The organism is Streptomyces sp. NPDC001070 (assembly GCF_053598835.1).
This window is the reverse complement of sequence record NZ_JBSFLB010000010.1, coordinates 146,718-164,606: the sequence shown is the minus strand read 5'-3', so window position 1 is coordinate 164,606 and position 17,889 is coordinate 146,718. Positions and strand designations below refer to the sequence as shown.

General features: G+C 71.6%; 12 protein-coding genes and 1 pseudogene. 7 read left to right on the top strand and 6 right to left on the bottom strand.

Features of this window, described 5'->3' with window-relative positions; all coding sequences use genetic code 11:
* Positions 1-147 precede the first annotated feature (147 nt).
* Positions 148-4,107, bottom strand: coding sequence for a S8 family serine peptidase (locus tag ACWDAS_RS14830; protein ID WP_450389915.1), 3,960 nt, complete (start codon positions 4,105-4,107; stop codon positions 148-150).
* Positions 4,108-4,309: 202 nt separating this feature from the next.
* Positions 4,310-6,448, bottom strand: a complete 2,139-nt coding sequence (locus tag ACWDAS_RS14825) for an alpha-galactosidase (protein WP_450389913.1) — start codon at positions 6,446-6,448, stop codon at positions 4,310-4,312.
* A gap of 179 nt (positions 6,449-6,627) precedes the next feature.
* Here ACWDAS_RS14825 and ACWDAS_RS14820 point away from each other — a divergent pair, with 179 nt between their 5' ends.
* The 6 genes and pseudogenes from ACWDAS_RS14820 to ACWDAS_RS14795 all read left to right on the top strand — a co-directional run.
* A complete protein-coding gene (locus ACWDAS_RS14820) occupies positions 6,628-7,803 on the top strand; it encodes an ROK family transcriptional regulator (RefSeq protein WP_450389910.1) in 1,176 nt (391 codons plus the stop codon).
* An 8-nt stretch (positions 7,804-7,811) separates the two neighbouring features.
* Positions 7,812-9,125 carry an ABC transporter substrate-binding protein gene (locus ACWDAS_RS14815; protein ID WP_450389908.1) on the top strand — a complete coding sequence of 438 codons (1,314 nt, stop codon included), beginning with the start codon at positions 7,812-7,814 and terminating at the stop codon, positions 9,123-9,125.
* 21 nt (positions 9,126-9,146) lie between these two features.
* Complete coding sequence (locus ACWDAS_RS14810; protein ID WP_450389906.1) at positions 9,147-10,124, top strand: carbohydrate ABC transporter permease; 978 nt, start codon at positions 9,147-9,149, stop codon at positions 10,122-10,124.
* On the top strand, positions 10,121-11,050 hold the full coding sequence (locus ACWDAS_RS14805) for a carbohydrate ABC transporter permease (RefSeq protein ID WP_450389904.1): 930 nt from the start codon (positions 10,121-10,123) through the stop codon (positions 11,048-11,050). The genes ACWDAS_RS14810 and ACWDAS_RS14805 overlap by 4 nt, the downstream gene beginning before the upstream one ends.
* A gap of 83 nt (positions 11,051-11,133) precedes the next feature.
* The gene (locus ACWDAS_RS14800) at positions 11,134-12,957 is read left to right on the top strand and encodes an alpha-galactosidase D (RefSeq protein ID WP_450389902.1); all 1,824 of its coding nucleotides are present in this window, start codon (positions 11,134-11,136) and stop codon (positions 12,955-12,957) included.
* A gap of 286 nt (positions 12,958-13,243) precedes the next feature.
* Positions 13,244-13,366 (top strand): annotated as a pseudogene (locus ACWDAS_RS14795) (glycosyl hydrolase family 95 catalytic domain-containing protein); the annotation flags it as partial.
* A gap of 335 nt (positions 13,367-13,701) precedes the next feature.
* Here ACWDAS_RS14795 and ACWDAS_RS14790 read toward each other — a convergent pair.
* The 4 genes from ACWDAS_RS14790 to ACWDAS_RS14775 all read right to left on the bottom strand — a co-directional run bounded on the left by ACWDAS_RS14790 (position 13,702) and on the right by ACWDAS_RS14775 (position 17,042).
* Positions 13,702-15,018, bottom strand: a complete 1,317-nt coding sequence (locus tag ACWDAS_RS14790) for an ATP-binding protein (protein WP_450390084.1) — start codon at positions 15,016-15,018, stop codon at positions 13,702-13,704.
* 15 nt (positions 15,019-15,033) lie between these two features.
* On the bottom strand, positions 15,034-15,408 hold the full coding sequence (locus tag ACWDAS_RS14785) for an ArsR/SmtB family transcription factor (RefSeq protein ID WP_450389899.1): 375 nt from the start codon (positions 15,406-15,408) through the stop codon (positions 15,034-15,036).
* Between the two features lie 199 nt (positions 15,409-15,607).
* Entirely contained in the window at positions 15,608-15,982 is a 375-nt protein-coding gene (locus ACWDAS_RS14780) for a hypothetical protein (RefSeq protein WP_450389897.1), read from the bottom strand.
* A gap of 166 nt (positions 15,983-16,148) precedes the next feature.
* A complete protein-coding gene (locus ACWDAS_RS14775; protein WP_450389894.1) occupies positions 16,149-17,042 on the bottom strand; it encodes an aminoglycoside phosphotransferase family protein in 894 nt (297 codons plus the stop codon).
* Positions 17,043-17,152: 110 nt separating this feature from the next.
* Between ACWDAS_RS14775 and ACWDAS_RS14770 the strand changes: the two genes are divergently transcribed.
* Positions 17,153-17,845 carry a hypothetical protein gene (locus tag ACWDAS_RS14770; protein ID WP_450389891.1) on the top strand — a complete coding sequence of 231 codons (693 nt, stop codon included), beginning with the start codon at positions 17,153-17,155 and terminating at the stop codon, positions 17,843-17,845.
* The last annotated feature ends 44 nt before the right edge of the window (positions 17,846-17,889 follow it).

Below are 17,889 nucleotides of genomic sequence, written 5' to 3'. Positions count from 1 at the left end.
GCTGAGTCCAGCACGTCCGGCCCATCAAGTGATCGGACTTGAAACAGTCCCTGGCCCGGCCGGCCCGGAATCGCCGCGCGCCCGTGTGGTCGCGACGGAGGCCGGGTCCGCCGACCGAGGGGTCGGCGGACCCGGCCTCCCGCCGGATCAGTAGTGGAACCGCTCCAGGCCGTTGGCCCAGGGGTTCACCAGGTAGGCCGTGCGGGTCTCGGGATCGAGGAACAGACCGCGGCGGCTGGTGAAGTCGAAGTTGGACGTGGAGAGGGTGGAGTTCACGAGGTTGGCGACGGGATGCCGCGCCAGGACCTTGCCGGAGTCCGGGTCCAGGACGGTGATCTCACTGAGGGCGTTGTTGTCGCCCGTGGTCGCCTCCTCGTACAGGTCGGCGACGAGGGCGAGATGGTGCTTCGTGTCGAGGGCCGGCCACATGACCCCCCGGGCGCCCAGGTCACTTGCCCCGCCGGTGGCGAGGGTCTTCTGGTCCGCCGAACGCCATGTGCTGGTCGGGAACTCGCCGCTGGTGTAGCTCGGGGTGGCCGGCCCCGCGGCGACGTACAGCCGGTCGCCCTTGCCGTCGGGCAGCAGCCCGGCGGTGCAGGCCGGCATGGTGGTCAGCGGGGACACCACCCGGGTGCCGGGATCGACGGCCACGGCCCAGTAGGGGACGCGCCCGGACAGGCAGGGCCCCATGGTGCCGGTGGTGGCCGCGAAGAACGTGCCCGTCGAGGCGTCGACGGAGACGTTGCTGAAGCTCCGCCCCGGGTTGTCCTTGTTGACCGGGAGCGGTGCGGAGACCCGGCCGGTGGCCATGTCGACGGTCCACATGCTCGCCACGCCCGACACGCCGTCGAAGGTCATCACGGCCGCCCGGTGCCGGACCGTGTCGACGGCTCCGCCCTGGAAGTAGACGGACGTCGAGCCGTCGCCCGGGTCCAGCGTGCTCAGCCGCACCCGTTCGCCCGTGGCGGTGTCGCGCAGGTCGACCTCGGGGAGCGCGCCGCCGTCGAAGGGCCGGTGGGCGATGAGGGTGTGGCCCGTGACGGGGTCGGCCCCGAGTACTTCCTGCATCATCGAGGTGCCGGTCTCCTGCGAGACCGTCGGGCCCAGGCGTCCCTTGCCCAGGGAGTACGCGGTGGTGGCCGAGCCCTGCAGACGGATCCAGCCGTCGTCGCCCTGCGCGAAGTCGTCGGTGGCCAGCAGTGCCGTTCCCTGGCTGACCTCGAAGTTCTCCAGTGTCCCGGAGACCGTGTCACCGTCGAGGTACTGCACGAACGACGTGGGTGACGCCTGGCCGACGGGCTTGCCCGCCCGAGTGGCGAAGACCCGGACCGGATACTGCAGTCCGGTGGGCAGGCCGAGGGCCTTGAGGTCGAGCACGGCCTTGCCCTTCACCGATGGCAGGGGCCGGAAGAGGGTGGAGGCGTGGTCGACCCCGTTGTCGTCACGGCCGCTGCCGTTCTGGTTGGTGGCGGTGTTGAGCGCCCCGTACAGGGTCGGCGCGGGGGTGAGGAACTCGACGGCCGCTCCGTCGGCGTGCTTCACCGGCGTGGCGTCCCAGGAGACCGTCAACTTGGGTTCGGCCAGGGTCAGTTCCATGGAGTGCGCCTTGGCGCTGCTCCCGTTGCCCAGGAGCGGTGCCTGCGGTCGCCGGTCCGCGCCGGGCCCGATCCGCAGCGCGCGGAAGTCCCCGAAGACCTGGCCGTCGTAGAGCGTGACACCGATGCCGTAGAGTCCGGCCCCGCCGGGCCGGAACGCGGAGGCGGGGATGGTCACCGTGCCCTTGGTGCCGGTGAGCGGGGTGCGCCACTGGGCACGCCACTTGTCGCTGGTGGTGAAGGGCGTCCAGTGCCCGACCGAGGACAGCACCAGTTCCGGGTTGGTCCTGTCGCGCAGGCCGGTGAGGTCGTAGTGCACGGTGACGGGCTCGCCCAGCGGCGACGAGCCGGGCGCGGTCGGGGCCTGCGGCTGTACGTAGGTGCCGTCGGCCGCGCCGAAGGTGAGCCGGCTGCCGGCGGAGGCGACCGTCCTGCCCCTGTCGAGCGCCTCGAACGTCACCTGCACGGCGCGCGGTTCGCCGGAGGCGAGGGGCAGGCCGGCGGCGGCCAGCAGCTCGCGGGGCAGGACGCGCAGGCTGGGGCCCGCGGACGGGATCGTGCCGTGGTCGCCGACGCGCAGACGGTACGTCAGCTTCCCGTGCCGGCCGGTGAGGTCGAGTCCGAAGGTGATGGGCGCGATCGAGTTCTGCCCGGACGGGTTGCCCCAGGCGTCGGCCGGGCCCGCCAGGTCGATGGCGGACGGGTCGGTGGCCTCGACGAAGGAGGTGGTCGGGGTGACCGACAGCAGCTGACGCTCGGCGACCGACAGACGCACCGCGGCGGGCGCGATGTGGTGCCGCTCGGCGAGCACCCTCTCCACGGCCGCGGTCACGTCCAGCTGGGGGCCCATGCGCAGTTCCCGGTCGGCCTGCGGGGGCTGGGCGATCGGGCGGCCGGTGGCGACCAGGAGGTCCCGGACCTGACGCGGGGTGAGCTTCTGCCCGGTCGCATCGGCTGCCGCGAGCACATTGGCCGCGGCGGCGGCGATCATCGGGGCGGAGGCCGAGGTGCCGCCGTTGAGCACCACGCCCGTGCCGTCCGGCGTATGGATCAGCGAGGGCAGGTTGTCGCCCGGTGCGGCCAGGTCGATCCGGGTCCCGAAGCCCGAGGAGTATCCGGCGGACCCGTTGTAGCGGGTCGTCGGGTAGACGGCGGTGCGCACGTCGTCCGAGCTCAGGGTGTCGTCGACGGTGGTGCCGCCCGCGGCGATCACCCCGGTGTCACGGACCAGGGTGGGAGTGGTGGTGGGCGCGACGTCGTCGATCGAGGTCTGTGCGCGGGTGCTCGACGTCCGGTCGGTGGGAGTGCTGCCGCCGTCCGGGCCCACCGACACCGGAAGTCCCAGGCGGGTCCCGTCGTTGGAGGACACGACCACGACGATCCCGGAGTCGACGATGGAGCGGAGTGTGTCCCTGATCGCCGGGTCGTCCTCCAGCCATCGCGAGGGGAAGCCGATCGAGCCGTCGGTGCCGAAGCCGAGACTGGCGGTGATGACGTCCGGGCGGGGCTTCTGGGCGGCCGCGGCCCGGAGTGCGGTCGCGATGCCCTCGGCCGAGGGCTCCTCGGGGACGACGAGCCGGTACTGCGCGCCGGGCGCGATGCCCAGCAGGTCCGTGGCGCCGCTTCCGGTGGCCTCCGGACGCTGCCGGTCGTGGGGCAGCGGGGCCATCATCGAGAAGTCGAGCAGCACTTCGGCCAGGTTGGGGTCCTGGCCCTCGATGGCGCCGGCCGGGTCGAGGCGGCCCTTGTTGTCGCTGGTGTAGGTCGGTATGAGCGGCAGCGAGGGGTAGTCCAGGTAGCGGCGGCCGTCCCGGACCACGGTGGTGGGCCCGTAGGCGCGCACGTAGTCGTCGCCCGCGTCGGCCATGCCCTGGTCGGTGAGGTCGCCCAGCGACACGTTCGTGATGACCTGGCCCTCGCCGGGCAGCTTGTGGAGGTACTTCGCGGTGTCCTGGAAGGCGCCGACCGCGTTGACACCGCCCGCGTTCAGGTACGACTGGAACGACGTCGTCAGACCCTGGTTGCCGGGCAGATCGGCGGCGGCGGAGGGGGCGGCGGTGCGCGCCCCGCTGCGGGCGCCGAGGCCGTCGACGGCCGCGCGGACCGACTCCGGGAGCGGGACGGCTCCGGAGTTCATGGTCCGGGGCCGGACCGCGGAGTGGGCGCCCCCGGATGCGCCGCCCACGCTGAAGGGGGTCATCGCGGAGGCGTCGGCGCGGCGCTGGAGGATCTCGGCGGAGGGCGTCAGGGGCTCGCCGAACGCGCTGCGGCCCTTGGTCCCGGGGACGGGAAAGGCCCTGGTGGTGCCGTCCTTGCGGGTCAGCGTGCCGGTGCCGTCGTCGGACCAGCGCACCACCGAGCCGTCGGCGAGGGTGAGGGAGTGCGCCGTGGGCGCCGCGGCCCGCGAGGCCGGTGCGTCCGGATCGGCGGCATGGGCGAGGGGAGGTGCGGCGACGGTGAACAGGAGGGCGGCGAGCGCCGTCAACCGCGCTCGTCTGAAGCGAATGGACATGCAACGCCCTTCGAGGATCGGGTGAGGATCGTGTAGAGGGCCAGCGACGTCTTCGGGACTGGCGGACGGAGCTCACCTTGTCGGTGACGCGTCATCCCGGACAAGATCCGGCCGTTGCGGGTTTGCGCAGTTGCCCAGATGCGCGATCGCGGTACACGGGCGTTCGGCCGTCCGCCGTCGTGTGGACGCACGGGCGCCGCGGTCAGCCACCGCTCCCGTCGGGGACCCGGACGAGGTGCACCGCCGTGCTGGCCCAGTCCCCGGGCGGCAGATCGAGGGACAGGCCGTACTCGCCCAGTACGGCCGCGTGGTGCACGGCTCCGGTGAGCGTGTCGCGGTAGCGGGCGCCCGCCGCGAGGCCGCCGAGCCGCACCGGCCCCCGCGGGCTGCCGTGCCGCTGGACCCGCTGCCAGGCCAGCAGCAGCGCCTCGCTCCCGTCGTGGGCGGCGTACTGCACCACGGTGGGCCCGTCGTCCCCGGGGCCGCGGAGCCGGTGCAGCGCGCCGTGCTGGACGAGATGGCGGACCCGCTTGTACTCGGCCACCAGGGCGGCCCCGGCGGCGAGTTCCTCCTCGGACCAGCGGGTGAGGTCCCCGCCGATGCCGAGCAGGCCGGCCATCGCGACGTGGAAGCGGAAGCGCAGCGGCACCGTGCGGTGCGTGAGCTGGTTCGGCACGTCGGTCACCCAGGCGGCCATGGTGCGCGGCGGGTAGATCTGGCCGTAGCCGTGCTGGATCGCCACCCGGTCCGCGGCGTCGGTGTTGTCCGAGGGCCACGCCTGGTCGGTGCGGGAGAGGATGCCGAGGTCGACCCGGCCGCCGCCGCCGCTGCACGACTCGATCCGCAGGTCCGGGTGGTCGGCGCGGAGCCGGTCGATGACTCCGTAGAGGTTGTGCACGTACCGCGTCCACAGACGGTCGGCGCCGTCGTCGCGGCCGGGCCACCCGGCCTCGCTGAAGGCGCGGTTCATGTCCCACTTGAGGAAGTCGACACCGTTCTTGGCGACGAGGCGGGTGAGCCAGTCGTGGGCCCAGTCGGCGACGTCCTGCCGTGCGAAGTTGAGGACCAGCTGGTTGCGCAGCTCGGTCCGGGTCCGCTGCGGGACGTGCAGCACCCAGTCGGGGTGTTCGCGGTAGAGGTCGCTGTCCGGGTTGACCATCTCGGGCTCCACCCACAGACCGAAGCGCATCCCGAGCCGGTGCACCTCGTCGGCCAGGGGGGCGAGCCCGGACGGGAAGCGTTCCGCGGCCGGGGTCCAGTCGCCCAGCCCCGCCCGGTCGTGGCGGCGCGCGCCGAACCACCCGTCGTCGACGACGTACAGCTCCACGCCGAGCGCGGCGGCGCGGGCGGCGAGCGCCATCTGGCCGGGCTCGTCGACGTCGAAGCCCGTGGCCTCCCACGAGTTGTAGAGCACCGGCGCCGTCTCGCCCGGGTACGGCAGGACATGGGCGAGGGCGTGGGCGTGCCAGGCGCGGCTGGCGGCGCCGAACCCCCCGTCGGTGCACAGGCCGGCGAACGCCGGTGTGGTGAACTCCTCGCCGGGGGCGAGCGGCAGGCTCGTACCGTCGTGTCCGGCGCCCCCGGTGAAGCCGGCGCGCCCGTCGGGGGTGCGCTGCGCGGTGATGCGCCAACTGCCGCTCCAGGCCAGGGCGGCGCTCCACACCCGGCCGTGGGTCTCGGTGGCGTCGCCCGCGTCGAGCATCACCCAGGGGTTGGCGTGATGGCTGGTGATGCCGCGGCGGCTGGTCAGTACGGTCTCGCCGTACGGAAGCCGGTCCCGGCGCAGCTGGCTCTCCGCCGACCACTGGCCGGTGACATGGCTGAGCCGGTAGTCCGGCAGGGACGGCAGGGTCCAGGCGGCGGAGTCGGCACGGAGCACGGTGAGGTTCTGGTCGCCCGCGTTGCGCAGCACGGTGCGGCGCTCGATGACGTCGCTGTCGTCGTGGACGCGGTAGACGAGCTCGATCTCCAGCGGGTAGAGGCGGTCGCGGAAGCGCAGTGACAGCTCGCTCATGCCGGACGCGGGTTCCCGGACCTGATGCCCGGCCGGCTCCCACTCGAAGGCCCGGGTCCCGTCGGCGAACCGGACCTGGAGCGAGGGCGGGCCGAAGCGCGCCCCGCCGTCGACGGGGAGTTCCTCGCCCACCGGCGTCCGGCCCTCGAAACTGCTGGCGTCCGGCCCCGGGGGAGTGGCGAGCTCCCCGGCCCCCTCCAGGGTCAGCCGCGGACCCCAGGCGACATGGCAGGGCGCTCCGGTCGCGTCGATGCGCAGGGCGTACGACGTGCGCGGGGTGCACAGCAGCCAGATCCCGGTGTCCGGGGCATGGGAGATCACGGGCATGGGTCCTCACGTTCGAATGGCGCCAGGAGACAGTGGGCAGCCAATCCTCACCTTGGATTGGATGTCAACACCTCATCTACTCCGGTCTTTTCAAGTTGATGGTGACTCATACGGCCCACTTCCGAGGAACCTTGCTTCTTTTATTGACAACAGAAAAGAACCAACCTAGGTTCCCGGCCATGCGCTCGATCCCACCCGGCGAGGCGTTCCCGGCCCACACCCCGGCCGCCTCCCAGATCTTCACCACCGTCCTGTCCCACGGCCCGCTCACCCGCACCGAGATCGCCAAGCGTGCCGGGCTGTCCGCGGCCGCGGTGACCAAGGCGGTGCGGCCGCTCATCGAGGCCGGCTATCTCGTCGAGGACGTGGACGAGGAGGCCCGGCCGTCGCTGGGACGGCCGGCCAACCCCGTGCGCGTGGACGGCGGCCGGGCGCTGTTCATCGGTCTCAAGATCACCGGGGACGAGATCATCGGCGTCCTGACCGACCTGTGCTGCCGGATCCGCACCTCCCGCCATGTGCCCTTGCCCGCCACCGATCCCAAGGCCGTCCTGGAGTCGGCGGCGGCGCTCGTGCACGAACTGCTGGCGGAGGCGGACGGTTTCGGCGTCCCCGTCAGCGGCCTGGGCATCGCGGTCTCCGGTGACGTGGACCGGGCCGGCGGCGTGGTGCGCTACTCGCCGTTCCTCGACTGGCGGGACGTCCCGCTGGCCGAACTGGCCGGGATGACGACGGGGCTGCCGGTCACCGTCGACAACGACGTCCGGGCGCTCACCGTCGCCGAGCAGTGGTTCGGCGCCGGAGTGGGCCTGTCCGACTTCGCCGTGGTGACGGTCGGCGCGGGCATCGGCTGCGGTCTCGTCGTGCACGGGCGGGTGGTCTCGGGCGCGTACGGGGTGGCCGGCGAGATCGGGCACCTGTCCATCGACCCGGCGGGACCGCTGTGCCACTGCGGCAACCGCGGGTGCGTGGAGGCGATCGCCGCCGATCCCGCGATCGTCCGCGCGGTCCGCGAGACGACCGGGATCCCCGTCGCCGACGCCGCGGAGGCGCTGCGCCTGGCCCACCGGGGCGACCCGGGGGCCAGGGAGGTGTACGCACGGGCGGGCGAGGCGATCGGCCGGGCCATCGGCTCGGTGGCCAACCTCTTCGGCCCGGAGCGCGTGATCATCTCGGGCGAGGGCCTGGTGGCCTACGACCTGTTCGCCGACCAGATCTGCGAGGCCTTCGCCGCCTCCGCCTTCGGCACCGCCGGGCAGTGCGACCTGCGGACGCGTCCGCTGCCCTTCGAGGAGTGGGCGCGCGGGGCCGCGGCCACCGCGATCCAGTCCTTCATCAGATCAGACACGTTCTAGGAGTAGCGATGACGCTGCAGAGCCGCACCGTGCCGACCTTCCAGCGGCCCAGCCGCCGTACCGTGGTGAACGGGCTGTTCGGGCTCGGAGCCGCGGCGCTGGCCGCACCCGTCCTCACCGCCTGCGGCGGGGGAGCGGCGGCCGACCCGAAGACGGTGTCCTTCGGATCCAACGGAGCCGACGCCACCCCCAAGTCCGCCTACGCGGCGGTGACGAAGGCCTTCACCAAGGACAGCGGACTGACGGTCAAGACCAACACCGTCGACCACGACAGCTTCCAGAAGAGCATCTCCAGCTACCTGCAGGGCACTCCGGACGACGTGTTCACCTGGTTCGCCGGCTACCGCATGCAGTACTTCGCCAAGAAGGGCCTGGCCACCCCTGTCGACGACGTGTGGGAGAAGATAGGCGGCGGCTTCAGCGAGGCCACCAAGCAGCTCTCCCGCGGCCAGGACGGCAAGTTCTACTTCGTCCCGCTGTACAACTACCCCTGGGGCGTCTTCTACCGCAAAAGCCTCTTCCAGGAGCGCGGTTACAGCGTCCCCCGCACCTGGTCGGAGTTCACCGCCCTCGCCAAGCGGATGAAGAGGGACGGCCTCTCGCCGATCGCCTCCGGCTACGGCGGCGGCGACGCCTGGAGCATCCTGGGCGCCTTCGACTACCTCAACCTGCGGGCCAACGGCTACGAGTTCCACATGTCCCTCATGCGCGGCGAGGTCTCCTGGACCGACAAGCGCGCCGCCACCGCTCTGGACCTGTGGCGTGAGATCAGCCCGTACTACCAGCAGGGCGCGGCCGGCCGCTCGTGGCAGGACGCCGCGCAGTCGCTGCTGGACAAGAAGTCCGGCATGGCCGTCATCGGCCTCTTCCTGGGGCAGCAGGTCTCCGACGAGGCGCTACGCGGCGACATCGACTTCTTCCCCTTCCCCGAGATCGACCCGGCCAACGGCCAGGACGCCGTCGAGGCGCCCACGGACGGCTTCATGCTCAGCCGCCGCCCCAAGAACGAGAAGGGCGCCAAGAAGCTCCTGGAGTTCCTCGGCAGCGCCCAGGCCGAGAACCTCTACATGGGCGTCGACCCCAGCAACGTGGCCGTCCACGCGAAGGCCGACACGGGCTCCTACAACCCGCTCCAGAAGAAGTCCGCCGAGCTCATCGCCTCCGCCAAGCACATCACCCAGTTCGCCGACCGCGACAGCGACCCCGGCTTCATCTCCACGGTCGTGCTGCCCGGCCTCACCCAGTGGCTCGGCCACCCGGACGACGGCTCGGACCTGCTGAAGCGGATCGAGTCCCAGCGCTCGCGCTTCTTCACCGCCTGACCCGGACCGGGAAGGTTCACCGTGCCCTCCGCGTCCCCCTCCGCACCCCCCGTCCCCGCTCCCGGCAACGCTCCCGGCGCCGCACCCGCCGGGGCGCCGCGGCGCCCCCGCCGGCTCGGCCCGGGCGACCGGGTCTTCCTGGCGGCCGTCATCGGCGTGCCGCTGCTGGCCCTCCTCGTCTTCGTCTGGCTGCCCGCCCTGGCCTCCATGGGCCTGTCCTTCACCAGCTGGGACGGCATCCGCCTGTCCGACATCCACTGGGTCGGGCTCGACAACTACCGCCAGATCCTCACCAACTACCCGCCGTTCTGGCCGGCGGTCCGGCACAACGTCATCTGGCTGCTGTTCACGGCGCTGCTGCCCACCCCGTTCGGGATCTTCCTCGCCTACCAGCTCGACCGGAAGCTCCGCTTCACCCGGATCTACCAGACGGCGATCTTCCTCCCCATGGTGCTGTCCCTGGCCGTGGTCGGACTCATCTGGGAGATCATCTACAACCCGGACACCGGGCTGCTGGACGGGATTCTCAACGCGGCGGCGCCCGGCCACCACATCGACTGGCTGGGCGATCCCGACCTCAACCTGTGGGCCGTTCTCGTCGCCTCCGCGTGGCGGCACACCGGCTACATCATGATCCTCTACCTGGCCGGGCTGAAGAGCTTCGACCCGGCCCTGAAGGAGGCCGCGGCGCTCGACGGGGCCAACGGCCGACAGACCTTCCTGAAGGTGGTCTTCCCCGCCCTCAAACCGGTCAACGTCATCATCCTGGTCGTCACCGTGATGGAGTCCCTGCGGGCCTTCGACGTCGTCTACGTCCTCGGCGGCGGCGTCGGCAGCAAACCCGGCATGGAACTGCTGTCGCTGCTGATCACCGACAACATCATCGGCGAGTCCAGCCACATCGGTTACGGCTCCGCCCTCGCGGTCGTCCTGCTCGTCGTCTCCCTGGCCGCCATCGGGACCTTCCTCGTACAGAACTTCCGCAAGGAGGACCGGTGACCACGACCGCCACCCCGCCCGTCACGCCGGCTGCCCGCCCCCGCCGTGAGCCGCCGCGCGGCACCGCCGTCTCCCGGCCCCCGCGGCAGACCGGCCGCCACCTGCTGCTCGCCACGGTCGCGCTGCTGTGGCTGCTGCCGCTGCTGTGGGCCGTCTACACCTCACTGCGCCCCTACGCCGACACCAGCAAGCACGGCTACCTGTCCTGGCCGCGCGGCATCAGCCTGCAGAACTACACCGCCGCCTGGAACCAGTCCGGCATGCCGCACTTCTTCTGGAACTCGGTCCTCATCACCGTCCCCTCCGTCCTGGGCACGCTGCTGTTCTCCGCGGCGGTCGCCTTCTTCGTCTCCCGCTTCGACTTCCGGTGGAACATCGCGCTGCTGATGCTCTTCACCGCAGGCAACCTGCTGCCCGCCCAGGTCCTCATCACGCCGCTGTACCGGCTCTACCTGCTGATCCCGCTGCCCGCGTGGATGAGCGACTCGCTGCTGCTCTACAACTCGACCTGGGGCATCATCGCAATCCACATCGCCTACCAGTGCGGCTTCTGCACCTTCGTGCTCAGCAACTACATGAAGACGATCCCGAAGGAGATCTCCGAGGCCGCCCTCGTCGACGGGGCCCCCGTGTGGCGGCAGTTCTTCCAGATCATCCTGCCGCTGTGCCGGCCGGCCTTCGCCGCGCTGGCCACCCTGGAGTCGATCTGGATCTACAACGACTTCTTCTGGCCGCTCGCCCTGATCGAGACGGGTGACAAGCGCCCGATCACCTCCGCCCTGGCCAACCTCCAGGGCCAGTACTTCACCAACCCCAACCTCATCGCCGCCGGCGCCCTGATGACCGCGATCCCCACGCTGCTGGTGTACTTCGCGCTCCAACGGCAGTTCATCAGCGGTCTGACGATCGGCTCGGGCAAGGGCTGACGCCCGGCGCCCGGGAGATCCCGTCACCGCACCCGCACCCGCACCGCGTCCGCCGTACCCCCCACCTCCAGGAGGCCCGACTCATGCGGTCACCCTCGCGCTCCGCCCTGCCCGGAACCGCCGCCAGGACGCTGCTCGTCCTCGCCCTCACCGCCGGTGTGCCGATCGCCGTCCCGGCCGCGCAGGCGGCCGGCCCGTCCCCCCTCGCGACCGCCGCCGCAACCGCGCAGCCGGTCGCCGCCAAGCCCTACATGGGCTGGTCCAGCTGGAGCATGCAGTCCTCGAAGTACCCGGGGCTCAACCCCACCGGCGACTACAGCTACCTCACCGAGAAGAACGTCCTCAAGCAGGCCGACGCCATGGCCGCCAAGCTCAAGAAGTACGGCTACAGCTACGTCAACCTGGACGCCGGCTGGTGGCGCGACCAGTCCTGGAAGCCCGAGTTCGACGCGTACGGCCGGCAGACCCCCGACCCCGAGCGCTTCCCGCACGGCATGAAGGCGGTCGCCGACCACATCCACGCCAAGGGCCTGAAGGCCGGGATCTACCTGCCCGTCGGCCTGGAGAAGGAGGGCTACGGCGACGGCAGGCTGCCGATCTGGAACACCACCGACTGCACCACCGCCGACATCGTCTACCCGGACCTGCGCACCACCAACGGCTGGGACAGCTCGTACAAGATCGACTTCTCGCGCCCCTGCGCGCAGAAGTACGTCGACTCGCAGGCCGCGATGCTCGCCGACTGGGGCTACGACTTCCTCAAGATCGACGGTGTCGGCCCCGGCTCCTTCAAGAGCGGCGACAACTACGACAACGTCGCCGACATCGCGGCCTGGCAGAAGGCGATCGCCGCCACCGGGCGCCCCATCCACCTCGAGCTCTCCTGGTCCCTCGACATCGGCCACATCGCCGACTGGAAGAAGCACTCCAACGGCTGGCGGATCGACACCGACGTCGAGTGCTACTGCAACACGCTCGTCAGCTGGGAGAACTCCGTCGACGACCGCTTCGACGACGCCGCGGCCTGGAGCCGCCACGGCGGCCCCGGCGGATGGAACGACCTGGACTCCCTCGACGTCGGCAACGGCGGGATGGACGGCCTCACCAAGGCCGAGCGGCAGAGCTACATGACGCTGTGGGCCATCGCCAAGTCCCCGCTGTACACCGGTGACGACCTCACCCGGCTGGACGACTACGGCCTGTCGCTGCTGACCAACCGCGAGGTCATCGCGCTCAACCAGTCCAGCGCCCCGCCCGCCCGCCCGGTCACCCCCGCGGACGACCAGCAGGTGTGGGCCGCGAAGAACGCCGACGGCGGCTACACCGTGGCGCTGTTCAACCTCGGCGACGCCCCCGCCGCCGTCACCGCCGACTGGACGTCGCTCGGCTTCTCCGGCCGCGCCGCCGTCCGCGACCTGTGGAACCACGAGAACCTCGGCTCGTACAAGGACAAGGTCACCCAGGCCCTGCCCGCGCACGGCTCGCGCCTGTTCACCGTCACCCCGCACGGTCCCGTCCTGCCGATGACCGCCTACGAGGCGGAGGCCACGGGCAACACCCTCGCGGGCAACGCCTCCCTCGCCGACTGCGGTGCCTGCTCCGGCGGCCGCAAGGTCGGCAACCTCTACCTCGGCGGCTCGCTCGGCTTCAACGACGTCGTGGTGGACAAGGCGGGCACCTACATGATCAAGGTGGCCTACGTCAGCGGCGACGCCCGTACGGCGGAGGTCTCCGCCAACGGCAACGGCGCCACCAGCCACAAGTTCCCCTCCACGGGCGACTGGGGCACCGTCGAGACGGTCAGCGTCCCCGTCACGCTCAAGGCGGGCGCCAACACGATCACCTTCGACAGCGGTTCCTGGTACGCCCCGGACATCGACCGGATCGACGTGCCCAAGGTGTCCTGACACGGCGCGGGGCCCGGCACACCCACCGGGCCCCGCGCCCCTTCCCCCCACAACTCCACAGCTCCGCAGCCCCAGAGTCCCTCAGCACAGGCCATCCCCCGCCCCAGCGGAAAGGGAGCCCACTGCGGACCTCCGGCCCGCCGAACCGCCGCACCGTCCCACCAGCCGGCGCGGATTCCTCCAGGACGGCCGGTTCCCCTACGCGCGGGAGAACTTCGGCTCGTTCACCCTCCTCGGCCGGCTGACGGTCGAGATCCCGGACCACGACCTGTCGTCCGTCTGCTGATTGGAGGCCGCCCGACTCCAGTTCGGACGCTATCCGATGGTCTCGCACTCCCGCGGCAGCCTCCCGCTGAACCTCCAGGGCCTGTGGCAGGACGGCGACGACCCCGACTGGATGGGCGACTACCGGAGGCGCCACCCCCGTCTCGTACGCCGGGACGACCCGGAAGGTGAGCCTCGCGCCGGGTCGTTCCGTCACCTTCCTCGGCCTCGGGCGGTGAGGGCGGTGTTCCCGCGTCGCAGCACGACGTGATCACCTGGGGCGCGGGCGAGACTCGGGGAGGAGGGGAGGAAGGCAAGGCGGGCCGGCAGACACGGACGGGGGAGCGCGTATCTGCCGACCCACGATCACCATAGGGCCCGAACGGGGGCCGCCGCCCGCGCATCGGGGATGTCCGCCGGTTTCGGCCACGAACGTGACGCGGAGCGGCCGCCCGTCGCACCCCGGCCCTCCGCCGCCCCTCACACGCGGGCGGCGGCCCGCAGATCGTGGTCGAAGGCGCGGATGTCCTCGGTGGTGAGCGTGGTGCGGGTGCCGGCGATCGCCCCCAGATAGTCGTCGGTCCGGTGCGTCAGGTCCCCCGTGGTGCGCGGGTCCGCCGCCAGATGCCGCTCGAAGGCGGTCTGCGCGGCGGCCTGCGCCGCGTACTCGATGTCCGCGGGTGTGAAGCGGTCACTGGCCTCGACCAGCGCGTCCAGGTCGATGCCCGCCAGCCGGTCCGGCCCGATGTACCGGATCCAGATCGCCCGGCGGGCCTCGGGTTCCGGTGGGCCCACCGGGATCAGGAAGTCGAAGCGGCCCGGCCGCAGAAAGGCCGGATCCAGCGAGCGCACCGCATTGGTCGCGCAGATCAGCAGCCGGCGCTCGCCGCGCCGGAACTGCGGGATGAGCTTGAGCAGCTCATTGGTCACCCGGTGGGCCTGGGTGGACGGGTCCTGCCGCTCCGACGCGATCTCCTCCGCCTCGTCGAAGAAGAGCACCACCTGCTCCAGGTGCTCGACCCGGGCGAAGAGCCGCCGCAGCCCGTCCGCCACCCCGTGCGCGTCCTCGGCCAGCTGGTAGGGGATCACCTCGATGAACGGCCAGCGCAGCCGGGAGGCCACGGCCTTGGCGAACGTGGTCTTGCCCGTGCCCGGCGGACCGAAGAGGACCACCGCACGCGGTGGCACCAGGTGATAGCGCTCCGCCACCTCCGGGTTCTCCAGCGGGAGCACCAGGCGCCGCTCGATCAGCGCCTTCTCCGCGGTCATGCCCGCGATGCCGTCCCACAGCCCGTCCCCTGGCACCGCGCCGCCGAGCTGGTCGAGCAGCGTCGCCTCCGCCGAGTCGGCGGACAGCAGCTTCTCGAAGTAGCTCAGCCCCGGGCGGTACGAGTACCCGGAGTTCTTGAAGGCCTGCTCGCCGACCTCGCCCGCCGGCAGCAGCGCTCCGATCCGGCGTACCCCCGCCTGGCTCAGGCTGTCCTCCAGGGCGGCCAGCAGCGCCGAGCCGATGCCGTGGTGTCTCCATTGCCGGGCGATGGCCAGCCGCAGCACCCAGGCCCGTTCCTGGGCCATCAAGGACACGGCGGCGCCCACGACCCGGTCGCCCACCGTGGCCACGACAGCAGGGGTCCGCACCCGGAGTGCGCTGACCACCTCCGCGAGGCTCACCGCGGGATCCGCGGTCGTGTCGCGCGACTCCTCCCAGATGCGCACCACCTGGTCCAGGTCGCCTTCCTCCAGGTCACGAACCCGCCAAGGCGTCATCGCGGTCACCTCCCGACCATTCTGGCCCAGGTGACGGCGGTCCGCTCAGCCGGCCGGGTGGGAGACGGGGTCCTCCGCGTGGGCGGGCGGGGTGTCGGCCTGGCGGAGTTCGGCGAGCAGTTCGGTCTGGCCCGCGAGGAGTTCGGTGAGGATACGGCGGGCCGCCCGCAGCAGTTCGGCGACGTCACCGCCGGCGAGCGCGTAGCTGACCGTGGAGCCCTCGCGGATCGACACCACGATGCCGGAACGGCGCAGCACCGCCAGCTGCTGGGACAGGTTGGAGGGCTCGATCTCGATCTCGTTGAGCAGGTCCCGCACCGGTACCGGGCCGTTCTGCAGTAGCTCCAGGACCCTGATGCGCACGGGGTGCCCGAGCATGCGGAAGAACTCCGCCTTGGCCTGGTACAGGGGTACCTGCATCGTGTGATCGCTCCTGCCCGGATTCGACGGCCCTTCGCGGCGCCGGCGGCCGCGGGCCGCTGCCGCCGGCGCGATGCTGTGGTCCAATCCTTCCCCTTCCGGGGCCCGTGCACCTCGGTGCTTGCCCTGATCAGGATGTGCCGAATTGAAGGATTCTTCAATTCGTGGGCGCACGGGGCCCGGAACGGCGGTTCGGCGGCTACAGCTCCAGATCGGCCTCGATGCGCCTGAGCCGATGGCGGGCCATCGCGAGATTGGCGTTGCGCCGGTCGAGGATGAGGTAGAGGAACAGGCCGTTGCCGTCACGGCTCTTGAGCAGCCGGATGAGGTGGTACTGCGTGTCCATGGTGATCAGGACGTCCTCGATCTCCTCCTTGAGACCCAGCTCCTTCATGGTGCGGGTCTTGGCGCGGACCACGTCGGTGTTGCCCGCGGCCGCCACGTTCAGGTCGAGGTCCTTGCCCCCGCCGATCGTGCCCAGCGCCATGCCGCTGGTGTAGTCGACGAGGGCGGCCCCCACGCTGCCCTCGATCGATGTCATCGTCTCCTTGAGGGAGGTCTCCACATTCGCCATCGGCGATCGCTCCTTGCCGTCACTGCTCACTCGTCGGCGCCCGCGCGTCCGCGCGCCGACCCGGTTGGTGACGGAGAAGCTACTGAACGTGACAGGTCCGATGGGCTGATTGGCGATGCGCGGGAACGGGCCGGCCGGCCCCGCTAGGATGCGCACCCTCCCGGGGTCACCGGTCCGGGTCGGCGAGGAGCTCGCCCAGCACGTGCCGCGCGATCGCCGCCATCCGCTCGTGGGTGTCCCGGTAGTGGCGCAACTCCATGAGCGCGATCGACAGCGCCCAGCCGCGCCCGCGCGCCCAGGTCGCCTCGTCGGCCCCCAGGGCGTTGCGGAAGTCATCGCGCGCCCCGGCGGGCAGTACGTACCACGCGGCGATCGTGTCGACGGCGGGATCGCCCAGGCCCATGCACCCGAAGTCGATGACCGCGCCGAGCCGTCCCCCCGCGACGAGCACATTGCCGGGTTGCAGATCCGCGTGCACCCACACCGGCGCCCCGTGCCACTCCGGAGCCAGCAGCGCGGCCTCCCACACCGCCGTGGCGGCCGCCGCGTCCACCTCCGCGCGCAGCGCGTCGATCGCGGAGCGCGTCGCGGAGTCGCGCGCCGCGAGGGGCTCGCTGCGGTACGCGGGCGGCGCGTCCGCGGGGTCGATCCGGTGCAGGGCGGAGACGAACTCCGCCATGTCGAGGGCGAGCCGCCCGGGTTCGGCGACGCGGCCCGCGGACGGGTTCTCGCCCTCCAGCCATCGGTACACCGACCACGGCCAGGGGAAGCCGTCGGCGGGAGCGCCCATGCCGAGGGGCAGGGGGACGGACGCGGGGAGGAGCGGGGCGAGCCGCGGCAGCCACCGGTGCTCCTTCTCCACGTCGCGCGCGGCACCCGCTGCCCGGGGCAGCCGTACGACCATGTCCGCGCCGAGGCGGTACATGAGGTTGGAGGTGCCGGCCGATTCCGTGGCGGTGAGCGGGAGATCGGCCCAGCGCGGGAACTGCGCGCGGAGCAGCCGGCGTACCAGCGCTGCGTCGATCTCGGACTCGTCGGGATGCAGGGTGCGTGTGCGCATGTCCGCCTTTCGGAGTGGTGTCGGCGACCATGCATAGCAGTCAGGGCGGTGCGCGGCGCAGCGATTTTCCGCGTGCTCCGCCGGCCCCCGGGTCGGGGTCTGCCGGAGGCATGGGCTTGGATGTGCGCGTGACCGTTCATGACGTGGCCCCCCGCCTTCCCTCCATCGCCGAACTGCGCGACCACTGCCGCGCCCTGGCGATGCTCGACGCGATCCTCAGCCCGGAGTGGGAGTTCCGCCACCACTCCTTCGACGCCGCGTGGGACGAGGGCGAGGAGATGGCCTCCATGCGCAACGGCTCGGGCGACGAGTACGCGATCGTGTTCTGCGCAGCCGGAGCCTACGTACGGGGTTTTGACCACGAGTCGCCCGTGAGCCCCTACGGCTCGGGGGACGACGAGCCGTGGCCCGGCGTGGTGGACGAGGTCCCCGAGGCCTTCCTGCCGTACGTGGGGGAGCCGGCGTTCTGCGACGAGAACGGCGTGCCGGTGGTGACCGCCTGCCTGTGGCGCGACGCCGGTGACGACGCGTGGCGGCACGGCAAGGTCGACCTTCCCCCGGACCGTCGTGACGCCGACGGCGCTACGTACCTGTTCCGCCTGCTGACCGACCGTTCCCCGGAGGCCTTCCGGAGTTTCGCCGAGGACTACTACGAGGTCCCGGTCGACCTGGACGCCGTCCGCCATGTGTACGCGCTGCGTCCGCTCACCCCGGAACTCGTGTCGGCACTGAACGCGGAGGTCTCGCTCGAGGACCTGGCCGAGGACATCGCGGGCATCGGCTATCCGCAGGGCGTTGCCTGACGATGGCTCAAGGGAGGTCGGGGCGGACCGTGTTGGCCCGGCGT